22 protein-coding genes, 1 tRNA gene and 1 pseudogene are annotated in these 21,487 nt (G+C 58.4%); 10 read left to right on the forward strand and 14 right to left on the reverse strand.

Features of this window, described 5'->3' with window-relative positions:
- Window positions 1–397 precede the first annotated feature (397 nt).
- The 8 genes from sulP to DSM107133_RS08265 all read right to left on the reverse strand — a co-directional run bounded on the left by sulP (window position 398) and on the right by DSM107133_RS08265 (window position 7,065).
- Window positions 398–2,113, reverse strand: a complete 1,716-nt coding sequence (gene sulP / locus DSM107133_RS08230; protein WP_114295740.1) for a sulfate permease — start codon at window positions 2,111–2,113, stop codon at window positions 398–400.
- A gap of 60 nt (window positions 2,114–2,173) precedes the next feature.
- On the reverse strand, window positions 2,174–3,847 hold the full coding sequence (locus DSM107133_RS08235; RefSeq protein WP_114295739.1) for a bifunctional protein tyrosine phosphatase family protein/NAD(P)/FAD-dependent oxidoreductase: 1,674 nt from the start codon (window positions 3,845–3,847) through the stop codon (window positions 2,174–2,176).
- 14 nt (window positions 3,848–3,861) lie between these two features.
- Window positions 3,862–4,743 (reverse strand): MBL fold metallo-hydrolase, encoded by an 882-nt coding sequence (locus DSM107133_RS08240; RefSeq protein ID WP_114295738.1) that lies wholly within the window; start codon window positions 4,741–4,743, stop codon window positions 3,862–3,864.
- A gap of 18 nt (window positions 4,744–4,761) precedes the next feature.
- Window positions 4,762–5,199 carry a DUF6691 family protein gene (locus DSM107133_RS08245; RefSeq protein ID WP_114295737.1) on the reverse strand — a complete coding sequence of 146 codons (438 nt, stop codon included), beginning with the start codon at window positions 5,197–5,199 and terminating at the stop codon, window positions 4,762–4,764.
- 3 nt (window positions 5,200–5,202) lie between these two features.
- Window positions 5,203–5,637 (reverse strand): YeeE/YedE thiosulfate transporter family protein, encoded by a 435-nt coding sequence (locus DSM107133_RS08250; RefSeq protein WP_114295736.1) that lies wholly within the window; start codon window positions 5,635–5,637, stop codon window positions 5,203–5,205.
- On the reverse strand, window positions 5,634–5,846 hold the full coding sequence (locus DSM107133_RS08255) for a DUF2892 domain-containing protein (protein WP_114295735.1): 213 nt from the start codon (window positions 5,844–5,846) through the stop codon (window positions 5,634–5,636). The genes DSM107133_RS08250 and DSM107133_RS08255 overlap by 4 nt, the downstream gene beginning before the upstream one ends.
- Window positions 5,847–5,932: 86 nt before the next feature.
- Window positions 5,933–6,604: a Crp/Fnr family transcriptional regulator gene (locus DSM107133_RS08260; protein ID WP_114295734.1), complete on the reverse strand. Its 672-nt coding sequence runs from the start codon at window positions 6,602–6,604 to the stop codon at window positions 5,933–5,935.
- On the reverse strand, window positions 6,601–7,065 hold the full coding sequence (locus DSM107133_RS08265; RefSeq protein WP_114295733.1) for an Rrf2 family transcriptional regulator: 465 nt from the start codon (window positions 7,063–7,065) through the stop codon (window positions 6,601–6,603). The genes DSM107133_RS08260 and DSM107133_RS08265 overlap by 4 nt, the downstream gene beginning before the upstream one ends.
- A gap of 109 nt (window positions 7,066–7,174) precedes the next feature.
- Between DSM107133_RS08265 and DSM107133_RS08270 the strand changes: the two genes are divergently transcribed.
- The 5 genes from DSM107133_RS08270 to DSM107133_RS08290 all read left to right on the forward strand — a co-directional run bounded on the left by DSM107133_RS08270 (window position 7,175) and on the right by DSM107133_RS08290 (window position 10,543).
- A complete protein-coding gene (locus DSM107133_RS08270; protein ID WP_114295732.1) occupies window positions 7,175–7,366 on the forward strand; it encodes a redoxin domain-containing protein in 192 nt (63 codons plus the stop codon).
- A 116-nt stretch (window positions 7,367–7,482) separates the two neighbouring features.
- Window positions 7,483–8,892 carry a cytochrome ubiquinol oxidase subunit I gene (locus tag DSM107133_RS08275; protein WP_114295731.1) on the forward strand — a complete coding sequence of 470 codons (1,410 nt, stop codon included), beginning with the start codon at window positions 7,483–7,485 and terminating at the stop codon, window positions 8,890–8,892.
- A gap of 11 nt (window positions 8,893–8,903) precedes the next feature.
- A complete protein-coding gene (cydB, locus tag DSM107133_RS08280; protein ID WP_114295730.1) occupies window positions 8,904–9,905 on the forward strand; it encodes a cytochrome d ubiquinol oxidase subunit II in 1,002 nt (333 codons plus the stop codon).
- A complete protein-coding gene (locus DSM107133_RS08285; protein ID WP_114295729.1) occupies window positions 9,905–10,015 on the forward strand; it encodes a DUF2474 family protein in 111 nt (36 codons plus the stop codon). The genes cydB and DSM107133_RS08285 overlap by 1 nt, the downstream gene beginning before the upstream one ends.
- 168 nt (window positions 10,016–10,183) lie before the next feature.
- Window positions 10,184–10,543, forward strand: coding sequence for a hypothetical protein (locus DSM107133_RS08290; protein WP_240310713.1), 360 nt, complete (start codon window positions 10,184–10,186; stop codon window positions 10,541–10,543).
- Window positions 10,544–10,593: 50 nt separating this feature from the next.
- On the opposite strand, the pseudogene DSM107133_RS08295 reads toward DSM107133_RS08290, so the two are convergent.
- Together DSM107133_RS08295 and DSM107133_RS08300 are read right to left on the reverse strand one after the other, a co-directional pair.
- Window positions 10,594–10,694, reverse strand: a pseudogene (locus DSM107133_RS08295) (integrase core domain-containing protein); the annotation flags it as partial.
- Between the two features lie 582 nt (window positions 10,695–11,276).
- Window positions 11,277–11,639 carry an SUF system Fe-S cluster assembly protein gene (locus DSM107133_RS08300; protein ID WP_114295727.1) on the reverse strand — a complete coding sequence of 121 codons (363 nt, stop codon included), beginning with the start codon at window positions 11,637–11,639 and terminating at the stop codon, window positions 11,277–11,279.
- 742 nt (window positions 11,640–12,381) lie between these two features.
- On the opposite strand from DSM107133_RS08300, the gene DSM107133_RS08305 reads away from it, so the two are divergent.
- On the forward strand, window positions 12,382–12,597 hold the full coding sequence (locus tag DSM107133_RS08305) for an IS110 family transposase (RefSeq protein ID WP_240310712.1): 216 nt from the start codon (window positions 12,382–12,384) through the stop codon (window positions 12,595–12,597).
- Between the two features lie 112 nt (window positions 12,598–12,709).
- Here the strand turns inward: DSM107133_RS08305 and rimK are convergent, their stop codons facing one another.
- The 4 genes from rimK to DSM107133_RS08325 all read right to left on the reverse strand — a co-directional run bounded on the left by rimK (window position 12,710) and on the right by DSM107133_RS08325 (window position 16,718).
- Window positions 12,710–14,089 carry a 30S ribosomal protein S6--L-glutamate ligase gene (gene rimK, locus DSM107133_RS08310; protein WP_114295726.1) on the reverse strand — a complete coding sequence of 460 codons (1,380 nt, stop codon included), beginning with the start codon at window positions 14,087–14,089 and terminating at the stop codon, window positions 12,710–12,712.
- 74 nt (window positions 14,090–14,163) lie between these two features.
- Entirely contained in the window at window positions 14,164–14,958 is a 795-nt protein-coding gene (locus DSM107133_RS08315) for an enoyl-CoA hydratase-related protein (protein ID WP_114295725.1), read from the reverse strand.
- 591 nt (window positions 14,959–15,549) lie between these two features.
- Window positions 15,550–15,825, reverse strand: a complete 276-nt coding sequence (locus DSM107133_RS08320; RefSeq protein ID WP_114295724.1) for a hypothetical protein — start codon at window positions 15,823–15,825, stop codon at window positions 15,550–15,552.
- Window positions 15,825–16,718: an SPFH domain-containing protein gene (locus DSM107133_RS08325; RefSeq protein ID WP_114295723.1), complete on the reverse strand. Its 894-nt coding sequence runs from the start codon at window positions 16,716–16,718 to the stop codon at window positions 15,825–15,827. Before DSM107133_RS08325 ends, DSM107133_RS08320 begins: the two co-directional genes overlap by 1 nt.
- Before the next feature lie 109 nt (window positions 16,719–16,827).
- Between DSM107133_RS08325 and tgt the strand changes: the two genes are divergently transcribed.
- The 4 genes from tgt (at window position 16,828) to DSM107133_RS08345 (ending at window position 21,429) form a co-directional block, all read left to right on the forward strand.
- Entirely contained in the window at window positions 16,828–17,955 is a 1,128-nt protein-coding gene (tgt, locus tag DSM107133_RS08330) for a tRNA guanosine(34) transglycosylase Tgt (RefSeq protein WP_114295722.1), read from the forward strand.
- A 238-nt stretch (window positions 17,956–18,193) separates the two neighbouring features.
- The gene (gene lon, locus DSM107133_RS08335) at window positions 18,194–20,599 is read left to right on the forward strand and encodes an endopeptidase La (protein WP_114295721.1); all 2,406 of its coding nucleotides are present in this window, start codon (window positions 18,194–18,196) and stop codon (window positions 20,597–20,599) included.
- 221 nt (window positions 20,600–20,820) lie between these two features.
- Window positions 20,821–21,279 carry an HU family DNA-binding protein gene (locus DSM107133_RS08340; protein ID WP_114295720.1) on the forward strand — a complete coding sequence of 153 codons (459 nt, stop codon included), beginning with the start codon at window positions 20,821–20,823 and terminating at the stop codon, window positions 21,277–21,279.
- A 75-nt stretch (window positions 21,280–21,354) separates the two neighbouring features.
- Window positions 21,355–21,429: transfer RNA gene (locus DSM107133_RS08345), tRNA-Val, on the forward strand.
- The last annotated feature ends 58 nt before the right edge of the window (window positions 21,430–21,487 follow it).

Genomic DNA, 21,487 nt, shown 5'->3' on the forward strand with positions numbered 1-21,487 from the left:
TCAGATTGTTATCGTGTGGCCGTATGGAGCGGGAATGTAACGGATCTGTGATTGATTTGCGAAGGTCGTGTGAAATCAAAGTACTACCTAGGCGGGAATCCGCCTCTGGGGCGGCGTTACCCCACTCTGTGTTGACTTTGCGACACATGTCAGTTGCCAAGCAAAACCGACTTTTGCGTCACATCGCTGACCCAAAGCGCGGCACTACGTCCGAAGGACGGGGCAGGGGCTAAGCAGTCAATCGTGAAAAATGCGTCGAACGGCGGGATTGAGCCCAACCTGAAAATTCGAATTTCTTGCCGCGTGCGCTCGCAGCGTGAAATCCGATGCAAGAGCGAGAAATCCGATGCTGCTGCGCGGCGAGAGAACCAGCCATTTTTTAGATCGCAGCACTCACCTATGTTCGCTGCAAGGTTCTTGACGCCTCAAATTGCGACAAGAACACTTCACCAGTTAACTCGGCCAAAAAATGTGCCCGTTTCAAGCGGTCCATCACGGGACCTTTGACTTCGGACAAATGCAACTTCACGCCCATTTCATGCAGCCTCGCATTGATGGTTTCAAGAGATTCCAGCGCGCTGAGGTCGATGTCATTGATTGCTGAACACTGCAGGATGACGTGGCGGATGTTTTTGTCACCTGCCACCCGATTGTGAATCTTGTCTTCCAGATAGCGCGCATTGGCGAAATACAGACTCTCATCAACGCGCAAGGAAACGATGCTTGGGTCGGTGATCACGTCATGACGCAGTATATTGCGGTAGTGTTCTGTGCCCGGCACCTGCCCAACTTCAGCAATGTGCGGTTTTGATGACTTGTAGAGATGCAGCAGGATTGACAAGCCGACACCAGCCGAAACGCCAGCTTCGACGCCTATCGCAAGGGTGATGATCATTGTCGCGAAAACGGCTGAGAAATCAGCTTTGGAATAGTCCCAACTCCGCTTCAGGATTGAAAAATCCACCAAGCTCAAAACTGCGACGATGATGGTTGCGGCCAAGGTGGCTTTGGGCAGGAAATAGATCAACGGGGTCAGGGCCAGGGCGGCGATCGCCAAACCGACAGCAGTGAAGGCCCCTGCGGCGGGGGTTTCGGCCCCTGCATCGAAGTTGACGACAGATCTCGAAAATCCGCCGGTCACGGGGAAACCGCCCGTCAGCGCGGCCCCGATATTGGCGGCCCCCAGCCCGATCAACTCCTGGTCAGGATCGATGCGCTGGCGTTTCTTGGCGGCGAGGGTCTGGGCGACAGAAATTGACTCCACAAAACCGATGATCGAGATCAGAAACGCAGGAAGCAGAAGCTGTCCAAGCAGTTCAGGCGAGAACGAAGGGAGTGTCAGCGGCGGCAGGCTTTGGGGCACTTCGCCAACGATCTTGACGCCTTTGGCAGAAAGACCAAAGGCCCACACCGCAGCAGTCGTAGCGACCACAACTGCCACGGGACCGGTTTTCACAAGAACACCCGTGAGCCCATCCGAGAGACCAAACCGCTTGAGCAGAGGTCTCAATCCCTTACGCACCCAAAACAGGAATCCGGTCGCAAGGATGCCGATGATGGCTGTGATCCAGTTCGTCTCGGCAATATGCTCCGTGATGGAAATGACCAGCTCCAGCAGATTGTTGCCTTCGGCATCAATCCCGAGGACGTGCTTGAGTTGGCTGGCCGCGATGATGATGCCCGACGCGGTGATAAAGCCCGCAATGACGGGGTGAGACAGAAAATTCGCGACAAAGCCAAGGCGGAACAGCCCCATGGCCAGCAGGATAACGCCTGAAAGTGCCGCAAGCGACAGGGCGGCAACGGCATAGCCCATCGTGCCCTGTTCAACGATATTGCTCAGCGCCGCGGCGGTCATCAGGGAAACCACCGCAACGGGGCCTACCGCCAAAGCGCGGCTGGTGCCAAATACCGCATAGAGCATGATCGGCGCGATTGAGGCGTAAAGTCCCGCTTCGGGCGGCAGCCCCGCCAACAAGGCATAGGCCAGCGATTGTGGGATCAGCATGATTGTCACGATCAACGCGGCAACAACGTCGCTGGATAGGGCAGAACGGTTATAGGCCCGTCCCCACGTCAGAATGGGCAAATAGCGCGTCATATCGGTTTTCATTGTGTTCTCTGGGGATTTGAGTGACCCCCGCAAAAGATGTGCGGGGGCTGTTATCGCTGTCTATTTGACCGTTACTTTTTCGGGCGTTGCCATCCACTCACGCCCCTTGAGCATGCCTTGCCAATAAATCGGGGGCAGCAGTTTTTCTTTCAGAAACCATGCCGCGCGGGAGGGTTTGGTGCCGTCGATGATGGCTTTCGGGAAGCTGGGCAACATCGTTCCGCCATAGCCGAACTCTGCCAGAACGATCTTGCCGCGCTCGACCGTCAGCGGGCAGGAGCCGTAGCCGTTGTATTGTGCCACGGGCGATCCGCCGCGCATGTCGGCCACTATGTTTTCGGCGACAACGGGCGCCTGAATGCGGGCGGCGGCCATCGTCTTGGCATTGGGCGCGTTCATCACGTCACCCAGGGACCACACATTGTCGTATGTTTTGTGGCGCAAGGTGGCCTGATCCACATCGACCCAACCTGCTGCATCCGCAAGCGGAGACACGCGAATGAAATCGGGGGCGGTCTGCGGCGGGCAGACGTGCATCATGTCGAATTCCATCTCGATCCGCTCGACCGGTGTGTCGGGCTTGGCGACGTCGAACCATGCCTTTTTGGCGTGACCATCCACAGCAACCAGATTGTGGAAAAAGTTGAGATGGGCGTCGTATTTCCTGACGTATTCCATCAGGGCGGGGACGTATTCCTTTACGCCGAACAGCACGCCGCCTGCATTGTTGAACTGGATGTCGATATTCTTGAGGACGCCACGCCGAAACCACGCATCACCCGACAGATACATCGCCTTTTGCGGCGCGCCGGCGCATTTGATCGGCATGGGGGGCTGGGTAAATATTGCACGGCCTTGTTTCATGCCCTCGACAAGCTTCCAAGTGTAGGGCGCAAGGTCATAACGGTAGTTCGATGTCACCCCATTCTGGCCAAGCGTGTCGACAAGACCTTCGATCTTGTTCCAGTCCAGCTTGATCCCGGGACATACGACGAGACGCTTGTATTTCACCACCCGGCAGCCATCCAGGATCACTGCATTGTTCTGGGGCTCGAATGCCGCAACGGCCGACTTGATCCAATGCACGCCTTTGGGGATCAGCGAGCCCATTGTGCGCGACGTCTGCTCGGCTTCAAAAATGCCACCACCGACCATCGTCCAGCCGGGCTGGTAATAGTGGATGTCCGCGGGATCAATGATTGCGATTTCAAGTTCCGGTTTGCGGGCTTTCAGGCTTGCAGCTGCGGCAATACCACCAGCGCCCGCCCCCACGATCACGATCTCATAGCTCGCGTCGCCGGTATCGGTGGGGGTTTTGCCCCCGTTGACGATCCGCCGGACGACGCCCCCCATGTCATACCCTGCGGCTTTGGTTGCAGCGAGGATGTCAGCAAGGCTACGCTGGTCGGCTTGCCCAAGCGACCACAGGGTTGCGGATCGGGTGCCCGTTCGGCAATAGGCCAGCACCGGGCCGGGCAACTGGGCCAGCGCTTTGTCGAAGGCAACGGCATCTTCATCGGTGACCTTGCCTGACACGATTGGCAGATAGGCCGCCTCGAGCCCGGCTGTTTGCGCGGCTTTCGAGATTTCCTCGAATGTCGGCTGGTCAGCCCCTTCGCCGTCAGGGCGGTTGCAGATGATGGTGCGAAATCCTGCGTTCCTGATGGCTTGCATATCTTCGGGCAAGATCTGTTTGCTCACGGATAGCTCGGCAGTCAGTGATTTGATGTCCATGGTTCTCTCCGTGATCAGATGGCGTTGATCGGCACTTTAAGCATCGGGTTGCCGTCCTGGTCGGTTGGGACCTCTCCGGCACGCATGTTGACCTGCAAAGACGGGATGATCAGTTTTGGCATGGCAAGCTGGGCGTCGCGTTCCGTGCGGAATTTGATGAAGTCTTCGCGTGTTTTGTTGCCGCCGACGTGGATGTTGTTGGCTTTTTGCTCTGCCACCGTTGTTTCCCATTCAATCGCGCGTCCGTTGGGGCCGTAGTCGTGACACATGAACAGACGCATAGTGTCGGGCAGCGACAGAACCTTCTGGATGCTGTCATAAAGGACGCCCGCGTCCCCGCCGGGGAAATCCGCGCGCGCAGAGCCGCCGTCTGGCATGAACAGCGTATCGCCCGCGAAGGCGGCGTTTCCTATAACGTGGACCATACATGCGGGTGTGTGACCGGGCGTATACATAGCAAAGGCGTTCATGGTCCCGATCGTGTAGGTGTCACCGTCTTTGAACAGCGCATCAAACTGCGATCCGTCGCGCTGGAACTCTGTCCCTTCGTTGAACACTTTGCCGAACGTCTCTTGGACGACCATGATTTTGTCGCCGACACCAATCTTTCCACCCAGCTTTTGCTGAAGGTAGGGCGCCGCGCTCAGATGATCGGCATGGACATGTGTTTCAATGATCCAGTCAAGTGTCAGCCCGCGGTCCCGGATTTCTGCAATCAGGACGTCCGCCGCGTCATATGTGATCCGACCTGCGGCATAGTCGATGTCCATGACGCTATCGATGATGGCGCAATGATCGCTGTTCGGGTCTTTGACGATATAGGTGATGGTGTTTGTGGCCTCGTCAAAATGGGCGGACACCTCGGGTTTGACGGACATATCGACAGGGTAGGTCATGTGTTTTCCTCCAGTTGATCAGGCTTGGGCTTGCGCCCGGTTGGTGAGTTTCGCCTGCAGCAGTTTGGCTGCGATGATCCCGCCGAGCAGTGCAGCGACAAAGACAAGAACGTCGGTTCGACCTGTGCCCAAAGCGGGCAGCGCACCACCTGGACAAAAACCGGCGATCCCCCAGCCGACACCAAAAACCGCAGACCCACCGATCAAGGGCAGATCCAGATCGCGGCGGGTCGGCAATTGAAAACGTGCCGACAGGAACGGGGCAGAACGCTTCAAGATGTAGCGATAGCCAATAAAGGTCACGACAAGGGCTCCGCCCATGACGAAGGCAAGGCTTGGATCCCAGGTGCCTGCAACATCGAAGAAGTTCAGAACTTTGGCAGGGTTGGCCATCCCGGAAATCGAAATCCCGACACCGAAGATGAGACCGATCAGGTAGGAGGTCAGAACGCGCATGGCTTATGCTCCCAATATGTGGCGGACCACAAAAACTGTGATGCCGGTTGTCAGCATGAAGGTGAGTGTTGCCGCGATAGAGCGTGGTGACAGCCGCGCCATTCCGCAGACCCCGTGACCCGAGGTGCATCCCGACCCGAAAGTGACGCCCACTCCAACGATGAAGCCACCGACGACGAGCATTGTCGTCGAGACCGGCACCTGCACTGCTGGAAGTTGTCCCGTGATGAGAAGCACTGCAATTGGGCCGCTGATCATGCCGCCCAACACGGCGGCGCGCCACGACCAGTCTGAAAGGTTTGCGGGTTGCATCAGCCCGGCCAGAATGCCCGTCGCCCCCATGACACGACCCAGTGTTGCCATGAGCAGAACTGAGGCAAGACCGATCAACGCCCCGCCACCAAGCGATTGAAACGGCGTAAAGACGGTATCGATCATACTTTACAGGTCCGGATGCCGAATATGCGGTAAAGCGGACAGAACTTCATGGCCGACGTCCCAACCATCACGAGACCCGCGATGACGGAAATGATCGTTGCTGTGCTGGACGTAAACATCGTCAGACCGCTTACAAACGGAGCGGCCAGCAGGATGATGCCAAGCAAAAGGCGGAAAACCCTGTCTGTTGTTCCAAGATTCGTTGTCATTTCATTGCCTCCTATAAAAGCTACATTCAATATAGCTCTTATCGGCGCAGTTCTTGGTGACATTGTCACCAACCTGGGTCAGCCTGCTATGAATTGTGATCGGCCAGTTTTTCCAGCCGCGCACGATCCAGCAAACTCACGCTGCCACGGGCCTGCTCGATCCAGCCGCGACGCTGGAATTCCTGAAGCTGGCGCGAGATCACTTCGCGCGCCGTCCCAAGTTCCACCGAGAGCTTTTGATGCGTTGTGATGATAGTATCCTGCCCATCCGACAGACTGAGCAATTTGTCGGCAAGCCGGACGTCCAGTCTCTGGAAGGCAACCTCGTCGATCATCAGGAACAGATCGGTGATGCGCTTGGAAAAAGCGGCAAACACGAAATCTCGAAACGATTTCGATTGGCTAACGAGTTGATCGAACACCTCACGCGGGATGGCAGCGGCCTGGATGGGGGTTTCCGAGATGCCTTCCGCCGAATAGTTCTCAAAGGCCAGAAGGCAGGCCGTTGTCAGAACGCAGCTTTCTCCGGCCTGAATCCGGTACAGCACAATTTCGTGCCCGGTGTCAGACACCTGTTGGACCCTGACCGTTCCATCCAGAAGAAACAGCATGTTCTCGGGCGAATTCCCGGGGCCAAAGATTGTAACCCCTTTTGGAACCTCAATGATGGCGCTCCGGGACAGCAGGACCTGTTTGATTGTTGGCTCCAGACGAGACAGACCGGGAAAACGCTCCACCCATTTCTGCGCATCGGTCATCGTGAAGTGGTCTCCGTTCGTGGTATTTCCAGCGGAGCGATCCGTTCCATCAGTTGGCCACGGTTTGACGCAATTTGCGCTATCGTAAGATCGTCCAAGACAGCCATGAAAGCTGCTGTAGCTTCCTGCATTTTCCGCGACAGGTTACAGATCCCCATCAGCGGACAGGTGTTTTTCTCGGGGTTAAAGCACTCGACGACGTCAAGGGGACCTTCCGTAATCCTTACCACATCGCCGACGATGATGTCTTCGGGTGGGCGCGCAAGACGAAAGCCACCCCCGCGCCCTCGAACGGTCTCAAGGTAGCCAGCCCGGCCCAGTTCATGCACGATTTTCATGATATGGGGGCGTGAAAGGTTATGGATCTTGGCCACATCGTCAACGCGGACAAGATCAGGCGATTTGAGCGCTGCAAGTTGCAGGGATCGCAGGGCGTAGTTGGTGTAACTGGTCAATTTCATGGTGCATCCTGTTGTCGCACCTTAAAGATATATTGAAAGTATTGCTTTTGTAAATGACCTGGGCTACCCACGCCATTAAAACCACTATTTTGAATATAGGATAATCATCATGAGCCTCAGAATCGGGGACACGGCCCCAGACGTCTCGGCAGAGACAGCGACTGGTCCCATCCAATTTCACGACTGGATTGGAACCGACTGGACGATCTTCTTCAGCCACCCGGCCAATGTTACCCCTGTGTGCACAACAGGGATGGGTCGCACCGCGCAATTGGCCGAACCGTTTGCATCCCGTGGCTGAAGTAGATCGTGATGGCGAGATCATCGCCCCCGATTTCGCTCCGCAGGGAAACTGACAGTTTTTAGCGGCGCTATGGATCAGTTTAGAGTGCCCGACAATCTAACGAGGAAGACACCATGTTTGACGGTATGACCGCAGAGACACTCGCCCGAATGCAATTTGCATTCACAGTGTCGTTTCACATCATCTTTCCCGCTTTCTCGATTGGAGTGGCCAGCTTTCTGGCCGTTCTGAACGGTCTATGGCTACAGACGCGGGACGATACCTATCTGACCCTGTTCAACTACTGGAAGAAAATCTTTGCAGTTGCCTTCGGCATGGGCGTCGTGTCGGGCATTGTGATGTCCTACCAGTTCGGCACCAACTGGTCGGTGTTTTCGGACAAAACCGGACCGGTTCTTGGACCGCTTATGGCGTATGAAGTGCTATCCGCGTTTTTTCTCGAGGCGGGGTTTCTCGGGATCATGTTGTTCGGGCGCGAACGGGTCGGTGACAAATTGCACATGTTCGCCACGGCGATGGTCGCCTTTGGCACGCTGATGTCCGCCACATGGATCCTGTCGGTCAATTCCTGGATGCAGACGCCTGCTGGGTACAGCATCAATGACCTTGGACAATTTGTTCCGGAAGACTGGTGGCAGATCGTCTTTAACCCGTCTTTCCCCTACCGATTGGTTCACATGGTTCTGGCCGCGTATCTGACAACGGCCCTTGTTGTGGGCGGTGTCGGAGGCCTGCACCTTTTGCGCAACCGCACAGATGCGCCCGCGCGTCGCATGTTTTCAATGGCGATGTGGATGCTGATCGTCGTGGCTCCGCTGCAAATCCTTGCGGGTGACTTACATGGGATCAACACGCTAGAGCACCAACCCGCCAAGGTCATGGCGATGGAGGGGCACTATGAAAGTCATCCCGATGGCGCGCCACTGATCCTGTTTGGCATCCCGAACCCTGGCGAAAAGCGGATCGACTACGCGTTGCAGATCCCCCAAGTATCAAGCCTTATCCTGAAACACGAATGGGGCGCATCGCTTGACGGGCTGGACACAATTCCGGACGAAAATGAGCCGCCTGTGTCGATTGTCTTCTGGAGTTTCCGTGTGATGGTCGGCCTTGGGTTTGCCATGCTGGGACTGGGCGCATGGGCCGCGTGGCGGCGCTATCGCGGGCGACTGTATGACACGCCAATGCTGCACCGCGCTGCCATGGTGATGGGACCAACGGGCTTTGTCGCCGTCTTGGCAGGCTGGATCACAACAGAAGTCGGACGCCAACCCTTCACGGTCTATGGCCTGCTGCGCACCGGCGACAGTCTGGCCCCTGTCGCGGCACCAGCTGTGGCTGCATCCCTGCTGGCGTTCATCTTGGTCTATTTCTTCGTCTTTGGCGCGGGCACGTTTTATCTGCTGCGCATGATGAACAAACCAGCCGGAACCGTACATCTTGGTCTCAAGGATGGCCCGATCCGGACAGCTGGGATTACGCCCATCATGCAGACCGACTCTGATGCAGTTCCAGGCGAATAAGGAGCACTACCATGTTTGAACTTTCCTTTATCTGGGCTGGAATCATTGCTTTCGCAGTCCTGACCTACGTGATCCTCGACGGGTTCGACCTTGGGGTCGGCATCCTTTTCCCTCTCGCCGATGGCGAGCGGGAAAAGGCGATGATGATGAACTCCGTCGCGCCCATCTGGGACGGAAATGAGACCTGGTTGGTGATGGGTGGTGGAGGGCTGTTTGCCGTTTTCCCGCTGGCCTACTCGGTCGTCATGCCGGCATTGTATATGCCGATCATCCTGATGTTGCTGGCCTTGATTTTTCGCGGCGTCGCCTTCGAATACCGTTGGCGCACCGAAAGATGGAAGCCAATTTGGGACATCGCTTTTTTCGGCGGCTCGATAGTTGCTGCGTTCATGCAAGGGATCGCATTGGGGGCATTGGTTCAGGGGATCGAAGTGGCGGACCGTGCCTATGCGGGCGGATGGTGGGATTGGTTGAGCCTGTTCTCTATCCTGACCGGGTTAGCCGTGGTTGTCGGCTATGCTTTGCTGGGCGCCACATGGATCATCCTGAAGACAGAAGGAAGCCTGCAGCGTCAGATGCAGAACCTCGCGTGGTGGCTCGGGGTAGGAACACTTGGCTTTATCGGTATCGTCAGCATCATGACCCCGTTTCAGGATCCGGAATACTTCAGCCGCTGGCTGAACCTGCCGGGCAGTATTTTTAGCGTGTTGATACCGGGTGCGGTTCTGGCCGCGGCTTGGGCGCTGTTCACAGGATTGAATGCAGGCAAAGATGGTCAACCATTTCTGGCTGCAATCAGCATCTTCGTGCTGTGTTTCATCGGCATCGGGATCAGCTTCTATCCCAATATTGTGCCACCCAGCCTTACAATTGCAGAGGCGGCAGCACCTGACAAAAGCTTGCGTTTTGCCTTGGTCGGCACTGTCGTTCTGGTACCAATGATCCTTGCCTACACGGCCTACGCCTATTGGGTCTTTCGTGGAAAAATTGATCCGGCTGAGGGGTATCATTGATGAATACTTCAACGTTTCACCAGATTGGTTGGTTTGTCGCGCTGTGGCTTATCAGCGTGCTTGCCCTCGGCATCGTTGCTTACGCGATACGCCTGGCAATCAACTCTTAAAACCCCCGCGCGGTATCGGTTTGAGATGCCGCGCCGTTTCCGGAACCAGGGTCCTGTCCCTAACATCGCATCAAGAGGAGACCCCAAATACGTATTTTCAGACTTCTGACTGCCTCTGCTCTTGCACTCGGTCTTGCGAGGACTGCCCAGGCAGAAGACCCGAACAAATTGATCACCATTCTAACAAGCCCGGAACCACAAACTCAGCTTATGGCAATGGTTCTGACCATGAACGCAATCAATGCGGGGGCTAACGCAGAGGTCCTTTTGTGTGGTCCAGCCGGGGACATCGCACTCCGTGATGCGCCTGCATCCGCGACTGCAGGCCAGCCACCAAGAGATGCAAGCCCGCAAGGCTTGATAAAAATGATGATGGCGCAAATGGGTCTCAAGGTGCAGGTCTGTGCGATCTATTTGCCAGCCAAGTCCGCGGACGCCTCTGTATTAATTGACGGTGTGACCGCAGCTGTGCCCGATGCGATGGGGGCCGCGATCGTCGCCCCCAATACATCGGTGATCAGCTTTTAAGGACCTATTCCGCCTTTGCATCCAACGGGTGCGGAGGCGCTTTATCCAGTATTGAAGCTTTCGATGAAGCCATTCTGCTGGGGCTTGCCCGGGTCGATTAATGCCAATCGACGTTGTTATCGCCAGCCCATTTTAAGATCGCGCGACTGGTTTTGTGGAGATTTGCTGCGAGTGCGAGCAATTGCTGCGTAAGCGATTGCGGCGCCTGCAAAAAAAGGCGGGATTGTCCACTCACCGGACCTTCGTGCGGATCGCGGCGACGGTCCGGCTGGGTCGGAAATGCTTGGCACAGCCTTCCGACAAGATTCAGAAAATCCGTAGCTCCGAGTCGCTTTCGCATGGCATTCGACAACACAGCGATTGGCCCGCCCCTCACGACAGAATTCGGGCGACCCGTGCCAGAAGACGCGGCCGTTGCAGGCATGCCTGACGAATTGCATCGGGCGCCCTTGCCCGATGGAACCTTCGGTTTCTGTGTATAGGGAAGAACGGGACGTCTGGATTGTGCAACAGCAGGCGCGAAGCTTGCCGATTTGATCCCGGAAACGCCGCCGGTTCTGATCCCCGAAGCGGGGCATCTGGTGCAAGAGGATGGCCCGAAAGCCATCGTTGCGGCGGTGGTGAAACATTACGCCCGCACCTGATCGCTCGTTTTGTCGCCAAGAAGATGCGGGCCGCGAATTCGGGATGTCTTTTGGCGAATGCCCAGGGTGATTTCCAGAAGCCGCGCGGCTTACATGAACCCCAGTTCAAGCCGCGCTTCGTCTGACATCATTTCCATGCCCCAGGGTGGCTCCCACGTCAGTTCGACGTCAACGGTTTTCACACCGGGCAGGGGTTCAACCGCATCAGCAACCCATCCGGGCATTTCGCCCGCAACGGGGCAACCGGGGGCGGTCAGCGACATGATGACCCGCACCGCACCATCGTCCGCGATGTCGATGGTGTAAATCAGACCCAGCTCATAGATGTTCACAGGAATTTCAGGGTCATAGACCGTGCGGCAGGCATCGACGACCGCGTCGTAAAGCGGGTGGTCGGTCGAGGACGGCGCAATCAATGGCGTCCCTTCAAGCATGTCTTTAGACTGGTCCATATGGCCTCACTCTGGTTCCTGACTGATTATATAGGGATAACGTGCCCAAGCGTCCAGAGGGTGCGGCGGCAAGTCATCCCCTGGGTGTTGTGGATAAGGTTGCTTTGACCGACAGGCCCGTAAATGAGACGCGCATGAAAGCCGACATAACTGGCGGTTTTGGTGACGGTCAGGGAGGCGCCCAGTGTGAGCGATGTGACATGATGTATGAAAGTCCGCAATCACGAGCGCGCCAAAAACCTGCAACAACTGTTCCGGGTTTTGAACGGGGTTCTTGGTGGCGCTAAACGGGGTGTTTTCGGTGTGTTCCAAAAACGAAGGGTTGTGGGACATGCAGCAAGGTCAGCTGTGCGGACGAAGCGGACGTCCACCAAAGCCCGGAATCAAGGTGCGTAGCACCGCCGGGCAGCGCCCTCAAACGCCAACCCCATCCACCAAAGCCCGGAATCGAGGCACGCAGTGCCGCCGGGCAGCGCCCGACCGCCCCATGGGCGGGCGCTTCTTCGCTGTATTGCGTTTCTTCATCCCCACGCCAAAGCATAGAAATTAAGGAGCATCCACCCATGTGGTGATGCCCACCCGCGGTCGGGCGTTGCCCTGTGTTGTGAGGTAACTCTGGGCTCCTTGCCGCCATTCACTGCGCTCCAATAACGACATGGTGTGATTGCGGCGGTCGCTCTCCGGTGGCGAACGAGGTCCGGTATGTTGGCCTCATGGATATTAGCCGTGAGGAGAACGACCTATGGAACATTATGCTGGTTTGGATGTGTCACTGAAAGAAATTTCGATCTGCGTTGTCGATCATGATGGCAAGACCGTCGCGCGCGGGACGTGCCCTGCGGACCCGGAAGGCGTTGCCGGTTGGTTTCGCAACCGTTTGTCGAACAATCACTACAAGCAGCCTTTTGCGCAAGCACACTTGGTCCAGTTCATCGGATCTTGGCGGCTGGCCTTATGAATGTTCGGTTCGGGTCAGCGCCTGGCGTATGAGGCAATATCATGCAACGCAGCCCCGTTGTACGGATTCAGACAACGCGCTGCACTGCGTCAAAACCGGATGCCATATCACCTCACCCCTTGCGCTTGCGCACCGGCTGCGGTTTCACCCGTGCCTCGATCATGTCGTAGAGCATACCGACGATGTCCTTGCCAGTGGCCTTCTCGATGCCCTCGAAACCGGGGGAGGAGTTCACCTCAAGCACCTTCGGCCCGTTTTCCGAGCGCAACAGGTCAACGCCCGCCTTGCCCAGCCCAAAGGCCCGCGCGGCGCGCAGGGCGGTATCGCGTTCTTCCTTGGTGATGCGCACGGTTTTGGCCGACCCGCCCCGGTGCAGGTTCGAACGGAAATCGCCCTCGGCTCCGGTGCGTTTCATGGATGCGACCACCTTGCCGTCAATCACCAGACAGCGGATGTCTTCGCCCGCCGCTTCCTTGACAAACTGTTGCACCAGAAAGTTGGCGCGCAGGCCGCGAAAGGCGTCGATGACGCTTTCGGCGGCCTTCTTGGTCTCGGCCAGGACCACGCCCTTGCCTTGGGTCGATTCCAGCAGTTTCACGATCAGCGGGGCCGCGCCCACCAGACCGATCAGATTGCCCGTGTCCTTGGGCGAAGCGGCAAAGGCGGTGGTCGGCATGCCGATACGCTTGCTGGCCAGCACCTGATGCGCGTGCAGCTTGTCGCGGCTGGCGGTGATGCCGGCGCTGCCGTTGACGCAATAGGTGCCGATGGTTTCGAACTGGCGGATCACGGCGGTGCCATAGGGCGTGATCGACGCGCCGATGCGCGGCACGATGGCATCATAGCGGGGCAGGCGCTTGCCGTCGTAATGCACCTCGGGTGCCATGGTGTTGATTGCCATATAACAACGGGTGGTGTCGATAACCTCGACCGTGTGGCCGCGTGCCTCGCCAACCTCGACCAGACGGCGGGTGGAATAATTGTCCTCGCGGCTCAGCACGGCGATGCGCAGGGCACGCTGGGGCGCGGCGCGGCGCACGGCGGCGGAATGGTAGACATCATAGCTGAGGTCAGGTTGCAGGCGTTTTTCCGTGGCGGTGATCGAAATGTGATCCTGCAAGGCCTGACGACCCAGCAACATGCGGCTGGTCATGCCGGAGCGGTCGGTCAGTGTAACCTCGATGGGCCACGACTGGCCTGCGACCTCCAGCGTGGTTTCGATCACATAGCGCAGTTCGGATTCGCCGTTGGACGAGGTCACCTCGCGGCGGTCCTTGATTTCGGCTGAACAGGTCACCTGCACCTGCGTCTGTCCTGCGACAGGGTAGACGTTGAAGCGCACCTTGGGTTTGGCAGCGGGGCCGAACACTTCGATGTCATGGGCATGCAGCGCCGAGGTGCGCGCGCCGGTGTCGATCTTGGCCTTGAGCGCGGGCAGACCCAGTTCGGGCAATCCGATCCATTCTTCCCAGCCGAAATGTAGACTGTCCATTGGGTACTCCTGTCAAAGGCGGGCGGCGCCAGTGTGGCGCGGCATGTATGTCAAAGGTGTAAAGAGGATGGCGATCAGCCCTTGGTCGCTTTGGGGGCGGCTTTGGAGGCCTCGATGGCCAGTCGGCCGGGATCCATGAAATGATCTATCATCACCGGCGTTGCAAGCGCATAGGCATCGCGCAGTGAAAGATCGCGGTGTTGTTGCAACGCGGCCTTGCCTGCCGCAATCGGGCCGGGGTTGCGGGTGGCCAGCGTGATGGCGAAGGCCAGCGTTTCAGCGGTCAGCGTTTCGGAAGCAATGACGCGGTTGAACAGCCCCGCGGCCATGGCCCAGTCGGCGCTTTTGGGTGTCCCGGACAGGGTCAGGTCCATCAGATGCTTGGGCCCGACGCTGCGCGACACGGCCACTGCGGGGGTCGTACAAAAGCCGCCGTTGGTCACACCGGGCAGGCAAACGGTGGCGCGCGGACTGGCAAAGGCCAGATCGCACGAGGCCACCAGTTGCAGCCCCGCCGCCGTGGCAATGCCGTCCACCATGGCGATGGTCGGCTTGGGGAAGGTGGCCAGCGCAATCATCATCCCGGCGCAGGCGTCGAACAATTCGGTCAGATAGGCATGGCCCTGATCCGCATCTGCGCGGTGGTGCGCGATTTCCTTGAGGTCGTGACCGGCGCAAAAGATATGGCCCGGCCCGCTCAGCAGCACAACGCGCGCCGACGGATCCGATGCCAGATCGTCCAAAAGGCCATGCAGCGCCTTGATCATGCCCAGCGACAGCGCATGGGCCACACCGCCCCCAAGGGTCAGCGTGGCCACGCCATCGGTCACATCGCAGGTGACAGGATCGGGGGACTGCATCTGGTTCATCGCGGCTCCTTTTGCGCTTTATGCCACGGCGCGGCATGGGTGCGCAACGTGATCAGGCGGGGCGCGGGCACCGGCTCTTGCGATACTGTCGCCAAATTGGCACGCGCTCGGAGCGCGCAGGTCGTCTGGATGGAAAGTTGTCTCTTGCAATCAGGGAGGAAATTCAAAACGGAGCCGCGCCAGAAGCGGTCGTTCTGGAAGGGCGCCGCGAAAGGCAGATTCGAGCTCCGTGAGTTACCGTGCAACACAGGGCAACGCCCGACCGCGGGTGGGCATCGCGACGTCAGTGGCCTCCACTTTATTTCTCGTCTTTGGCGTGGGGATGAAGAAACGCGATACAGTGAGAAAGCGCCCGCCCGTCACGCCAGAGGCGTGCCTACTGTAGATGGCGCACCTTTGGTGCGACGGGCGGTCGGGCGCTGCCCGGCGGTGCTACGCACCTTGATTCCGGGCTTTGGTGGATGGCAGCTTCGTCCGCACTGATGACATTCCGCCTAAGGAGCAGAGAAGGGCCGCTTTCGTTGCTGGTCACGGGTGCAGAGCCATTCGTCCCTGACGAATTGGGCAAAACGATTTGCTGACTTCCACAGATCAATCGTTGATATCGTGCATCACCCGCCGTGCGCCCGAGCTTTGGCGGCGGAATGCCAGTCGCAGCACGATCCACGCCAGCAACGAGAGTGCGGCAAAGGCCGCAAGCGACATGGCCACGGTCATCGACGAGGTGACCAGCCCCACCAGCGCGGCCATGGCCAGCGCCCCCAGTGCAAAGCCCAGAAAGATAAAACCGGGCAGCAGCACCTCGACCACGCCCAAGGCGATGGCAACGGCCAGCCAGACCCACCAGATTCCAACCAGACCCGCCATCAGCCGCGGCCTTTCAACAGTTTGAACGCATCCCCAAAGGCCTCAAGCGCGGCGGCTGGCACAACGATGGTCTGCTTGCCCGTACCGTTGCCCAGTGCGTTCAGCGCCTCGACCTGTTTCAACGCCACCTGATACTGTGCAGCCTCAATCCCGTGTTCGGAAATCGCCTTGGCCACGACCTCGGTTGCATAGGCTTCGGCGTCGGCCAGCACGCGGCGGGCCTTGGCCGACTGCTCCGACGCGTATAGCTCGGCGTCGGCCCCCAGTTCGACGGCGCGTTTCTTGCCCTCGGCCTCGGTTACCTGTGCGCGGCGGGCGCGTTCGGCGTTCAGCTGTTGCATCATCGCGGCACGGGTTGCGGCATCCAGATTCACGTCCAGAATTTCGGCGCGGGTCACTTCGATGCCCCAGTTGTCCACCGCATCCTCGACATTGGCCTTGATCGTGGTGATCAGCGACGAGCGGTTCGCCTGAACCTCGTCGAGGTCCATCTTGCCGATCTCGGCGCGCACAATGCCCGCCACGGTGGTCGAAATGGCCCCATCCACGTCACGGATGCGGTACACGGTCTTTTCCGGTTCGGTGATGCGGTAGAACACCGACGTATCCACCTGCACCAGCACGTTGTCGCGGGTGATCGCGTCCTGACTGGCGGTGGGCAACTGGCGTTCCAGAATCGAAATCTTGTGCGCCACATGGTCGATAAACGGCACGATCATATTGATCCCCGGCCCCAGAACCGCGCGCAGACGGCCAAAGCGTTGCACCACATGCTGTTCGGACTGCGGCACGATCTGGACCGATTTGAACACCAGAACCACCAGCAAAAGGGCGGCAAGGAGATAGACAACATTGTCCTGGGCGAGGGCGATCAGTTGGTCTTCGAGGGGCACTGGTGCAATCCATTCATGATATGATGATGAAATATCCGCCGCTGCCCTATGGATTGCAAGTTTAATCCATCCGGTCTAGGCCGCGCATCAAACACGCAAGAGGTGCCCCATGACAACCATCACCTTCCGCAAGGATGCCACCGACGGCAAGGCCCGCACCGGCGTTCTGTCGACACCGCGCGGCGACATCCGCACGCCCGCCTTTATGCCGGTGGGCACGGCGGCCACCGTCAAGGCAATGCTGCCCGAAAGCGTGGCGGCGACGGGGGCGGACATCCTGCTGGGCAACACCTATCACCTGATGTTGCGCCCCACAGCGGAACGCATTGACCGGCTGGGCGGGCTGCACAAGTTCATGAACTGGGACAAGCCGATCCTGACCGATTCAGGCGGTTTTCAGGTGATGAGCCTCGCGGCCCTGCGCAAGCTGACCGAAAAGGGCGTGACCTTCAAAAGCCATATCGACGGCTCGCGTCACGAGATCACGCCGGAACGGTCAATGGAGATTCAAAAGCTGCTGGGCTCGGACATCGTGATGTGTTTCGACGAGTGCCCCGCGCTGCCCGCCGACAAGGCGCGGATTGCCGAAAGCATGCGCCTGTCGATGCGGTGGGCACAGCGGTCGCGCGATGCCTTTGGTGACCGTCCGGGCCATGCGCTGTTTGGCATCCAGCAGGGCGGGCTTGAGGAAGACCTGCGCGCGGAAAGCGCCGAGGCGCTGACGCAGATCGGCTTTGACGGCTATGCCGTCGGCGGTCTGGCCGTGGGCGAGGGGCAGGAGGCCATGTTCGGCTGTCTGGACTTTGCGCCCGACCAGTTGCCGCAGGACAAGCCGCGTTACCTGATGGGCGTGGGCAAACCTGACGACATTGTCGGTGCCGTGGCCCGTGGCATCGACATGATGGATTGCGTGCTGCCGTCGCGCTCGGGGCGCACGGGGCAGGTGTTCACCCGCCACGGCGTGCTGAACATCAAGAACGCCCGCCATCAGGACGACCCGCGCCCGATTGACGACGCCTGCACATGTCCGGCCTGCACGAACTATTCGCGCGCCTATCTGCATCATGTGTTCCGCAGTCAGGAAATGATCAGCTCGATGCTGCTGACCTGGCACAATCTGCATTATTTCCAGCAGATCATGGGCGAAATGCGCGCAGCAATTGCCGCAGGCACCTTCGCAGGTTGGCAGGCGGCGTTTCATGCCGCCCGCGCCGATGGGGACATCGAACAATTGTGATCGCATTGCCAATCGGGGCCTACAAACGCCAATTTTGTACATTTTCAGCCTGAAAAAGTGCAAAAAGGGGGTAAAAATCTCGCGCAGTTTACAAGGTCCCATTGCACAGGCCCGCACGGCCCGTCATTGTGAAACCTTGAAACAGGCCGTGGTCAAACACAGTTACAAGACTGCAACAAGGAGACGACGAAGGTTGCCGAAACAGGGACCGGTCGTCTTGCTAGATAAGGAAAAGAGCATGCAAGAGCCCCTTAACGCTTCGTATCCGGTTTTGCCGCTGCGCGACATTGTGGTGTTTCCGCATATGATCGTGCCGCTGTTTGTCGGCCGCGACAAATCGGTGCGCGCCCTCGAAGAGGTGATGGCAGACGACAAGCAAATCCTGCTGTCCAGCCAGATTGACCCGTCCGAGGACGATCCCGAAGCCACTGGCATCTACAAGGCCGGCGTGCTGGCAAATGTGCTGCAACTGCTGAAACTGCCCGATGGCACCGTCAAGGTGCTGGTCGAAGGGCAGGCGCGGGTGCGCATCACCGAATATCTTGAAAACGACAACTTCTTTGAGGCACGCGCCGAGTATCTGACCGAGATGCCGGGCGATGTCACCACCACCGAGGCGCTGTTGCGCACCGTGGCGGATGAATTCGAACGCTATGCAAAAGTGCGCAAGAATGTCCCCGAAGAGGCGCTGACAGCGGTCAGCGACACCGTCGAGCCTGCCAAGCTGGCAGACCTTGTTGCGGGCCATCTGGGCATTGAAGTGAACCAGAAACAAGAGCTTCTGGAGACCCTCAGCATTTCCGAGCGGCTTGAGAAGGTCTATGGCCTGATGCAGGGCGAAATGTCCGTCCTTCAGGTCGAGAAAAAGATCAAGACCCGCGTGAAATCCCAGATGGAGCGGACCCAGCGCGAATATTATCTGAACGAACAGATGAAGGCGATCCAGCAAGAGCTGGGCGACGGCGAGGACGGCAAGAACGAGATTGCCGAACTGGAAGCCAAGATTGCCGAAACCAAGCTGAGCAAGGAAGCCCGTGAAAAGGCAGAAGGCGAGATCAAGAAGCTCAAGAACATGAGCCCGATGAGCGCCGAGGCCACCGTTGTGCGCAACTATCTTGACTGGATGCTGTCGATCCCGTGGGGCGTGAAATCGCGCGTCAAAAAGGACCTGGGCCGCGCCCAGAAGGTGCTGGATGACGATCACTATGGCCTTGAGAAGGTCAAGGAACGGATCGTCGAATATCTGGCCGTGCAACAGCGCAGCAAAAAGATGAAAGGCCCGATCATGTGCCTTGTCGGCCCTCCGGGCGTCGGCAAGACATCTTTGGGCAAATCCGTGGCCAAGGCGACGGGCCGCGAATTCATCCGCATCAGCCTTGGCGGTGTGCGCGATGAGTCCGAAATCCGTGGCCACCGTCGGACCTATATCGGCTCCATGCCCGGCAAGATCATCCAGGCGCTGAAAAAGGCGAAAACCACGAACCCGCTGATCTTGCTCGATGAAATTGACAAGATGGGGCAGGATTTCCGTGGTGACCCAGCGTCGGCCATGCTTGAGGTGCTGGACCCGGAACAAAACGGCACATTCGTCGATCACTATCTTGAGGTCGAATATGACCTGTCAAACGTGATGTTCCTGACCACGTCGAACAGCTACAACATGCCCGGACCGCTTCTGGACCGGATGGAGATCATCCCGCTGGCCGGCTACACCGAGGACGAAAAGCGCGAGATCGCCAAGCATCACCTGCTGGCCAAGCAGATCAAGAACCACGGCCTGAAAAAGTCCGAGTTCGAGCTGACCGACGAAGGGTTGACCGACATCATCCGCTATTACACGCGCGAAGCGGGCGTGCGGAATCTGGAACGCGAAATTGCCAAGGTGGCGCGTAAATCGCTGACCAAGATCGTCAAGAAAGAGGTCGAAACCGTTTCGGTGACGTCCGAAAACCTTGACGAATTCCTGGGCGTGCGCAAACACCGCTATGGTCTGGCCGAGCTTGAGGACCAGATCGGTGTTGTCACCGGGCTGGCCTATACCTCGGTCGGCGGCGAACTGTTGCAGATCGAAGCCTTGCGCCTGCCGGGCAAGGGCCGGATGAAGACCACAGGCAAACTGGGCGACGTGATGAAAGAAAGCATCGACGCGGCATCCAGCTATGTGCGGTCGATCAGTCCGAAAATCGGGGTGAAGCCGACCAAGTTCGACAAGATCGACATCCATGTGCACGTCCCTGACGGCGCCACCCCCAAGGACGGCCCCTCGGCCGGTCTGGCAATGGTCACGTCGATTGTGTCGGTTCTGACCCAGATCCCCGTGCGCAAGGATATCGCGATGACGGGCGAGGTCAGCCTGCGCGGCAACGCCATGCCCATCGGCGGGTTGAAGGAAAAGCTGCTTGCAGCGCTGCGCGGTGGCATCAAAACGGTGCTGATTCCGCAGGAAAACGAAAAGGACATGGCCGAAATCCCTGACAACGTGAAGCAGGGCATGACGATCATTCCGGTCAGCCATGTGTCCGAGGTTCTGAAGCACGCGCTGGTGCGCGAGCCCGAGCCGATTGAATGGGACGAAGTCGCAGAAGAGGCCGCTGCCGCTGCGGCCGCTTCAAAAGACACGGGCACAGGCGCCACGGCGCACTGACCTGATGCCCAGAAACAATATGAGCGCCTCGCAGGAAACTGCGGGGCGTTTTTTGTTTCAGGTCACTCAACGCACAGACCAAGGGTCTGTGCGGCCGATTTCAGGGGCAAAACATGTCGAAAGAGTGCCTGATACGGTCCAGCGCCTCACAGTTTAGTGGAAATATATACGAAAGCTGCATAGACTTGTTCCAATCTTCACACGTGACCAAAGGCATAAGCATGGCAACGTCGAAAACCACCACGACCCCGAAAACCACCACGGCCACCAAAAGCGCCGCAGCCACCGCTGCCGCCGCGACCAAGGCCGCCACAGCGACCACGACAGCCCGCACCAGCAAGGCCGCCACAGCGCCCAAAGCCGTTGTCGACAACACATCCGGCGGCGCTGAACAGGTCGTGCCCGGACCGATGATGCGCAAAAAGGAATTGATCGACGCGGTTGTCGCGGCCTCGGGCGCCAAGAAGAAAGACGCCAAGCCGGTGGTCGAAGCGATGCTGAAAGTCATGGGCAACGCCCTGCGCGACGGTCGCGAGCTGAACCTGCATCCCTTTGGCAGCGTCAAGGTGCGCCGCGCCAAGGACATGGTCAAAGCCCGCGTCCTGACCACCAAGATCCGCCAGCGCAAACCCGAAGCCATCGCAGCGGCCAACGCGGCAGCCGAGGACACATCCGAATAGGTGCTGCGCTTTCTGGGCAGAAATGTTATGCGGCCTCTTGCAAGGGGGGCCGCAGTTTTGTATCTGCCCCCGCAGGGGTGATTAGCTCAGTGGTAGAGCGCTTCGTTCACATCGAAGATGTCAGGGGTTCAAATCCCTTATCACCCACCATTTTTCCACCAATATCCGACAGTGACAAATGCGCGGCTCAATAGCCTGTTCACCGCGC

Source organism: Pseudosulfitobacter sp. DSM 107133, from assembly GCF_022788695.1.
GTDB lineage: Bacteria > Pseudomonadota > Alphaproteobacteria > Rhodobacterales > Rhodobacteraceae > Pseudosulfitobacter.

What these genes read in the sequence shown, in the direction of transcription:
- sulP (WP_114295740.1), bottom strand. Translation starts at nt 2,113, where the DNA reads ATGAAAACCGATATGACGCGCTATTTGCCCATTCTGACGTGGGGACGG.
- DSM107133_RS08235 (WP_114295739.1), bottom strand. Translation starts at nt 3,847, where the DNA reads ATGGACATCAAATCACTGACTGCCGAGCTATCCGTGAGCAAACAGATC.
- DSM107133_RS08240 (WP_114295738.1), bottom strand. Translation starts at nt 4,743, where the DNA reads ATGACCTACCCTGTCGATATGTCCGTCAAACCCGAGGTGTCCGCCCAT.
- DSM107133_RS08245 (WP_114295737.1), bottom strand. Translation starts at nt 5,199, where the DNA reads ATGCGCGTTCTGACCTCCTACCTGATCGGTCTCATCTTCGGTGTCGGG.
- DSM107133_RS08250 (WP_114295736.1), bottom strand. Translation starts at nt 5,637, where the DNA reads ATGATCGATACCGTCTTTACGCCGTTTCAATCGCTTGGTGGCGGGGCG.
- DSM107133_RS08255 (WP_114295735.1), bottom strand. Translation starts at nt 5,846, where the DNA reads ATGACAACGAATCTTGGAACAACAGACAGGGTTTTCCGCCTTTTGCTT.
- DSM107133_RS08260 (WP_114295734.1), bottom strand. Translation starts at nt 6,604, where the DNA reads ATGACCGATGCGCAGAAATGGGTGGAGCGTTTTCCCGGTCTGTCTCGT.
- DSM107133_RS08265 (WP_114295733.1), bottom strand. Translation starts at nt 7,065, where the DNA reads ATGAAATTGACCAGTTACACCAACTACGCCCTGCGATCCCTGCAACTT.
- DSM107133_RS08270 (WP_114295732.1), top strand. Translation starts at nt 7,175, where the DNA reads ATGAGCCTCAGAATCGGGGACACGGCCCCAGACGTCTCGGCAGAGACA.
- DSM107133_RS08275 (WP_114295731.1), top strand. Translation starts at nt 7,483, where the DNA reads ATGTTTGACGGTATGACCGCAGAGACACTCGCCCGAATGCAATTTGCA.
- cydB (WP_114295730.1), top strand. Translation starts at nt 8,904, where the DNA reads ATGTTTGAACTTTCCTTTATCTGGGCTGGAATCATTGCTTTCGCAGTC.
- DSM107133_RS08285 (WP_114295729.1), top strand. Translation starts at nt 9,905, where the DNA reads ATGAATACTTCAACGTTTCACCAGATTGGTTGGTTTGTCGCGCTGTGG.
- DSM107133_RS08300 (WP_114295727.1), bottom strand. Translation starts at nt 11,639, where the DNA reads ATGGACCAGTCTAAAGACATGCTTGAAGGGACGCCATTGATTGCGCCG.
- DSM107133_RS08305 (WP_240310712.1), top strand. Translation starts at nt 12,382, where the DNA reads ATGGAACATTATGCTGGTTTGGATGTGTCACTGAAAGAAATTTCGATC.
- rimK (WP_114295726.1), bottom strand. Translation starts at nt 14,089, where the DNA reads ATGGACAGTCTACATTTCGGCTGGGAAGAATGGATCGGATTGCCCGAA.
- DSM107133_RS08315 (WP_114295725.1), bottom strand. Translation starts at nt 14,958, where the DNA reads ATGAACCAGATGCAGTCCCCCGATCCTGTCACCTGCGATGTGACCGAT.
- DSM107133_RS08320 (WP_114295724.1), bottom strand. Translation starts at nt 15,825, where the DNA reads ATGGCGGGTCTGGTTGGAATCTGGTGGGTCTGGCTGGCCGTTGCCATC.
- tgt (WP_114295722.1), top strand. Translation starts at nt 16,828, where the DNA reads ATGACAACCATCACCTTCCGCAAGGATGCCACCGACGGCAAGGCCCGC.
- lon (WP_114295721.1), top strand. Translation starts at nt 18,194, where the DNA reads ATGCAAGAGCCCCTTAACGCTTCGTATCCGGTTTTGCCGCTGCGCGAC.
- DSM107133_RS08340 (WP_114295720.1), top strand. Translation starts at nt 20,821, where the DNA reads ATGGCAACGTCGAAAACCACCACGACCCCGAAAACCACCACGGCCACC.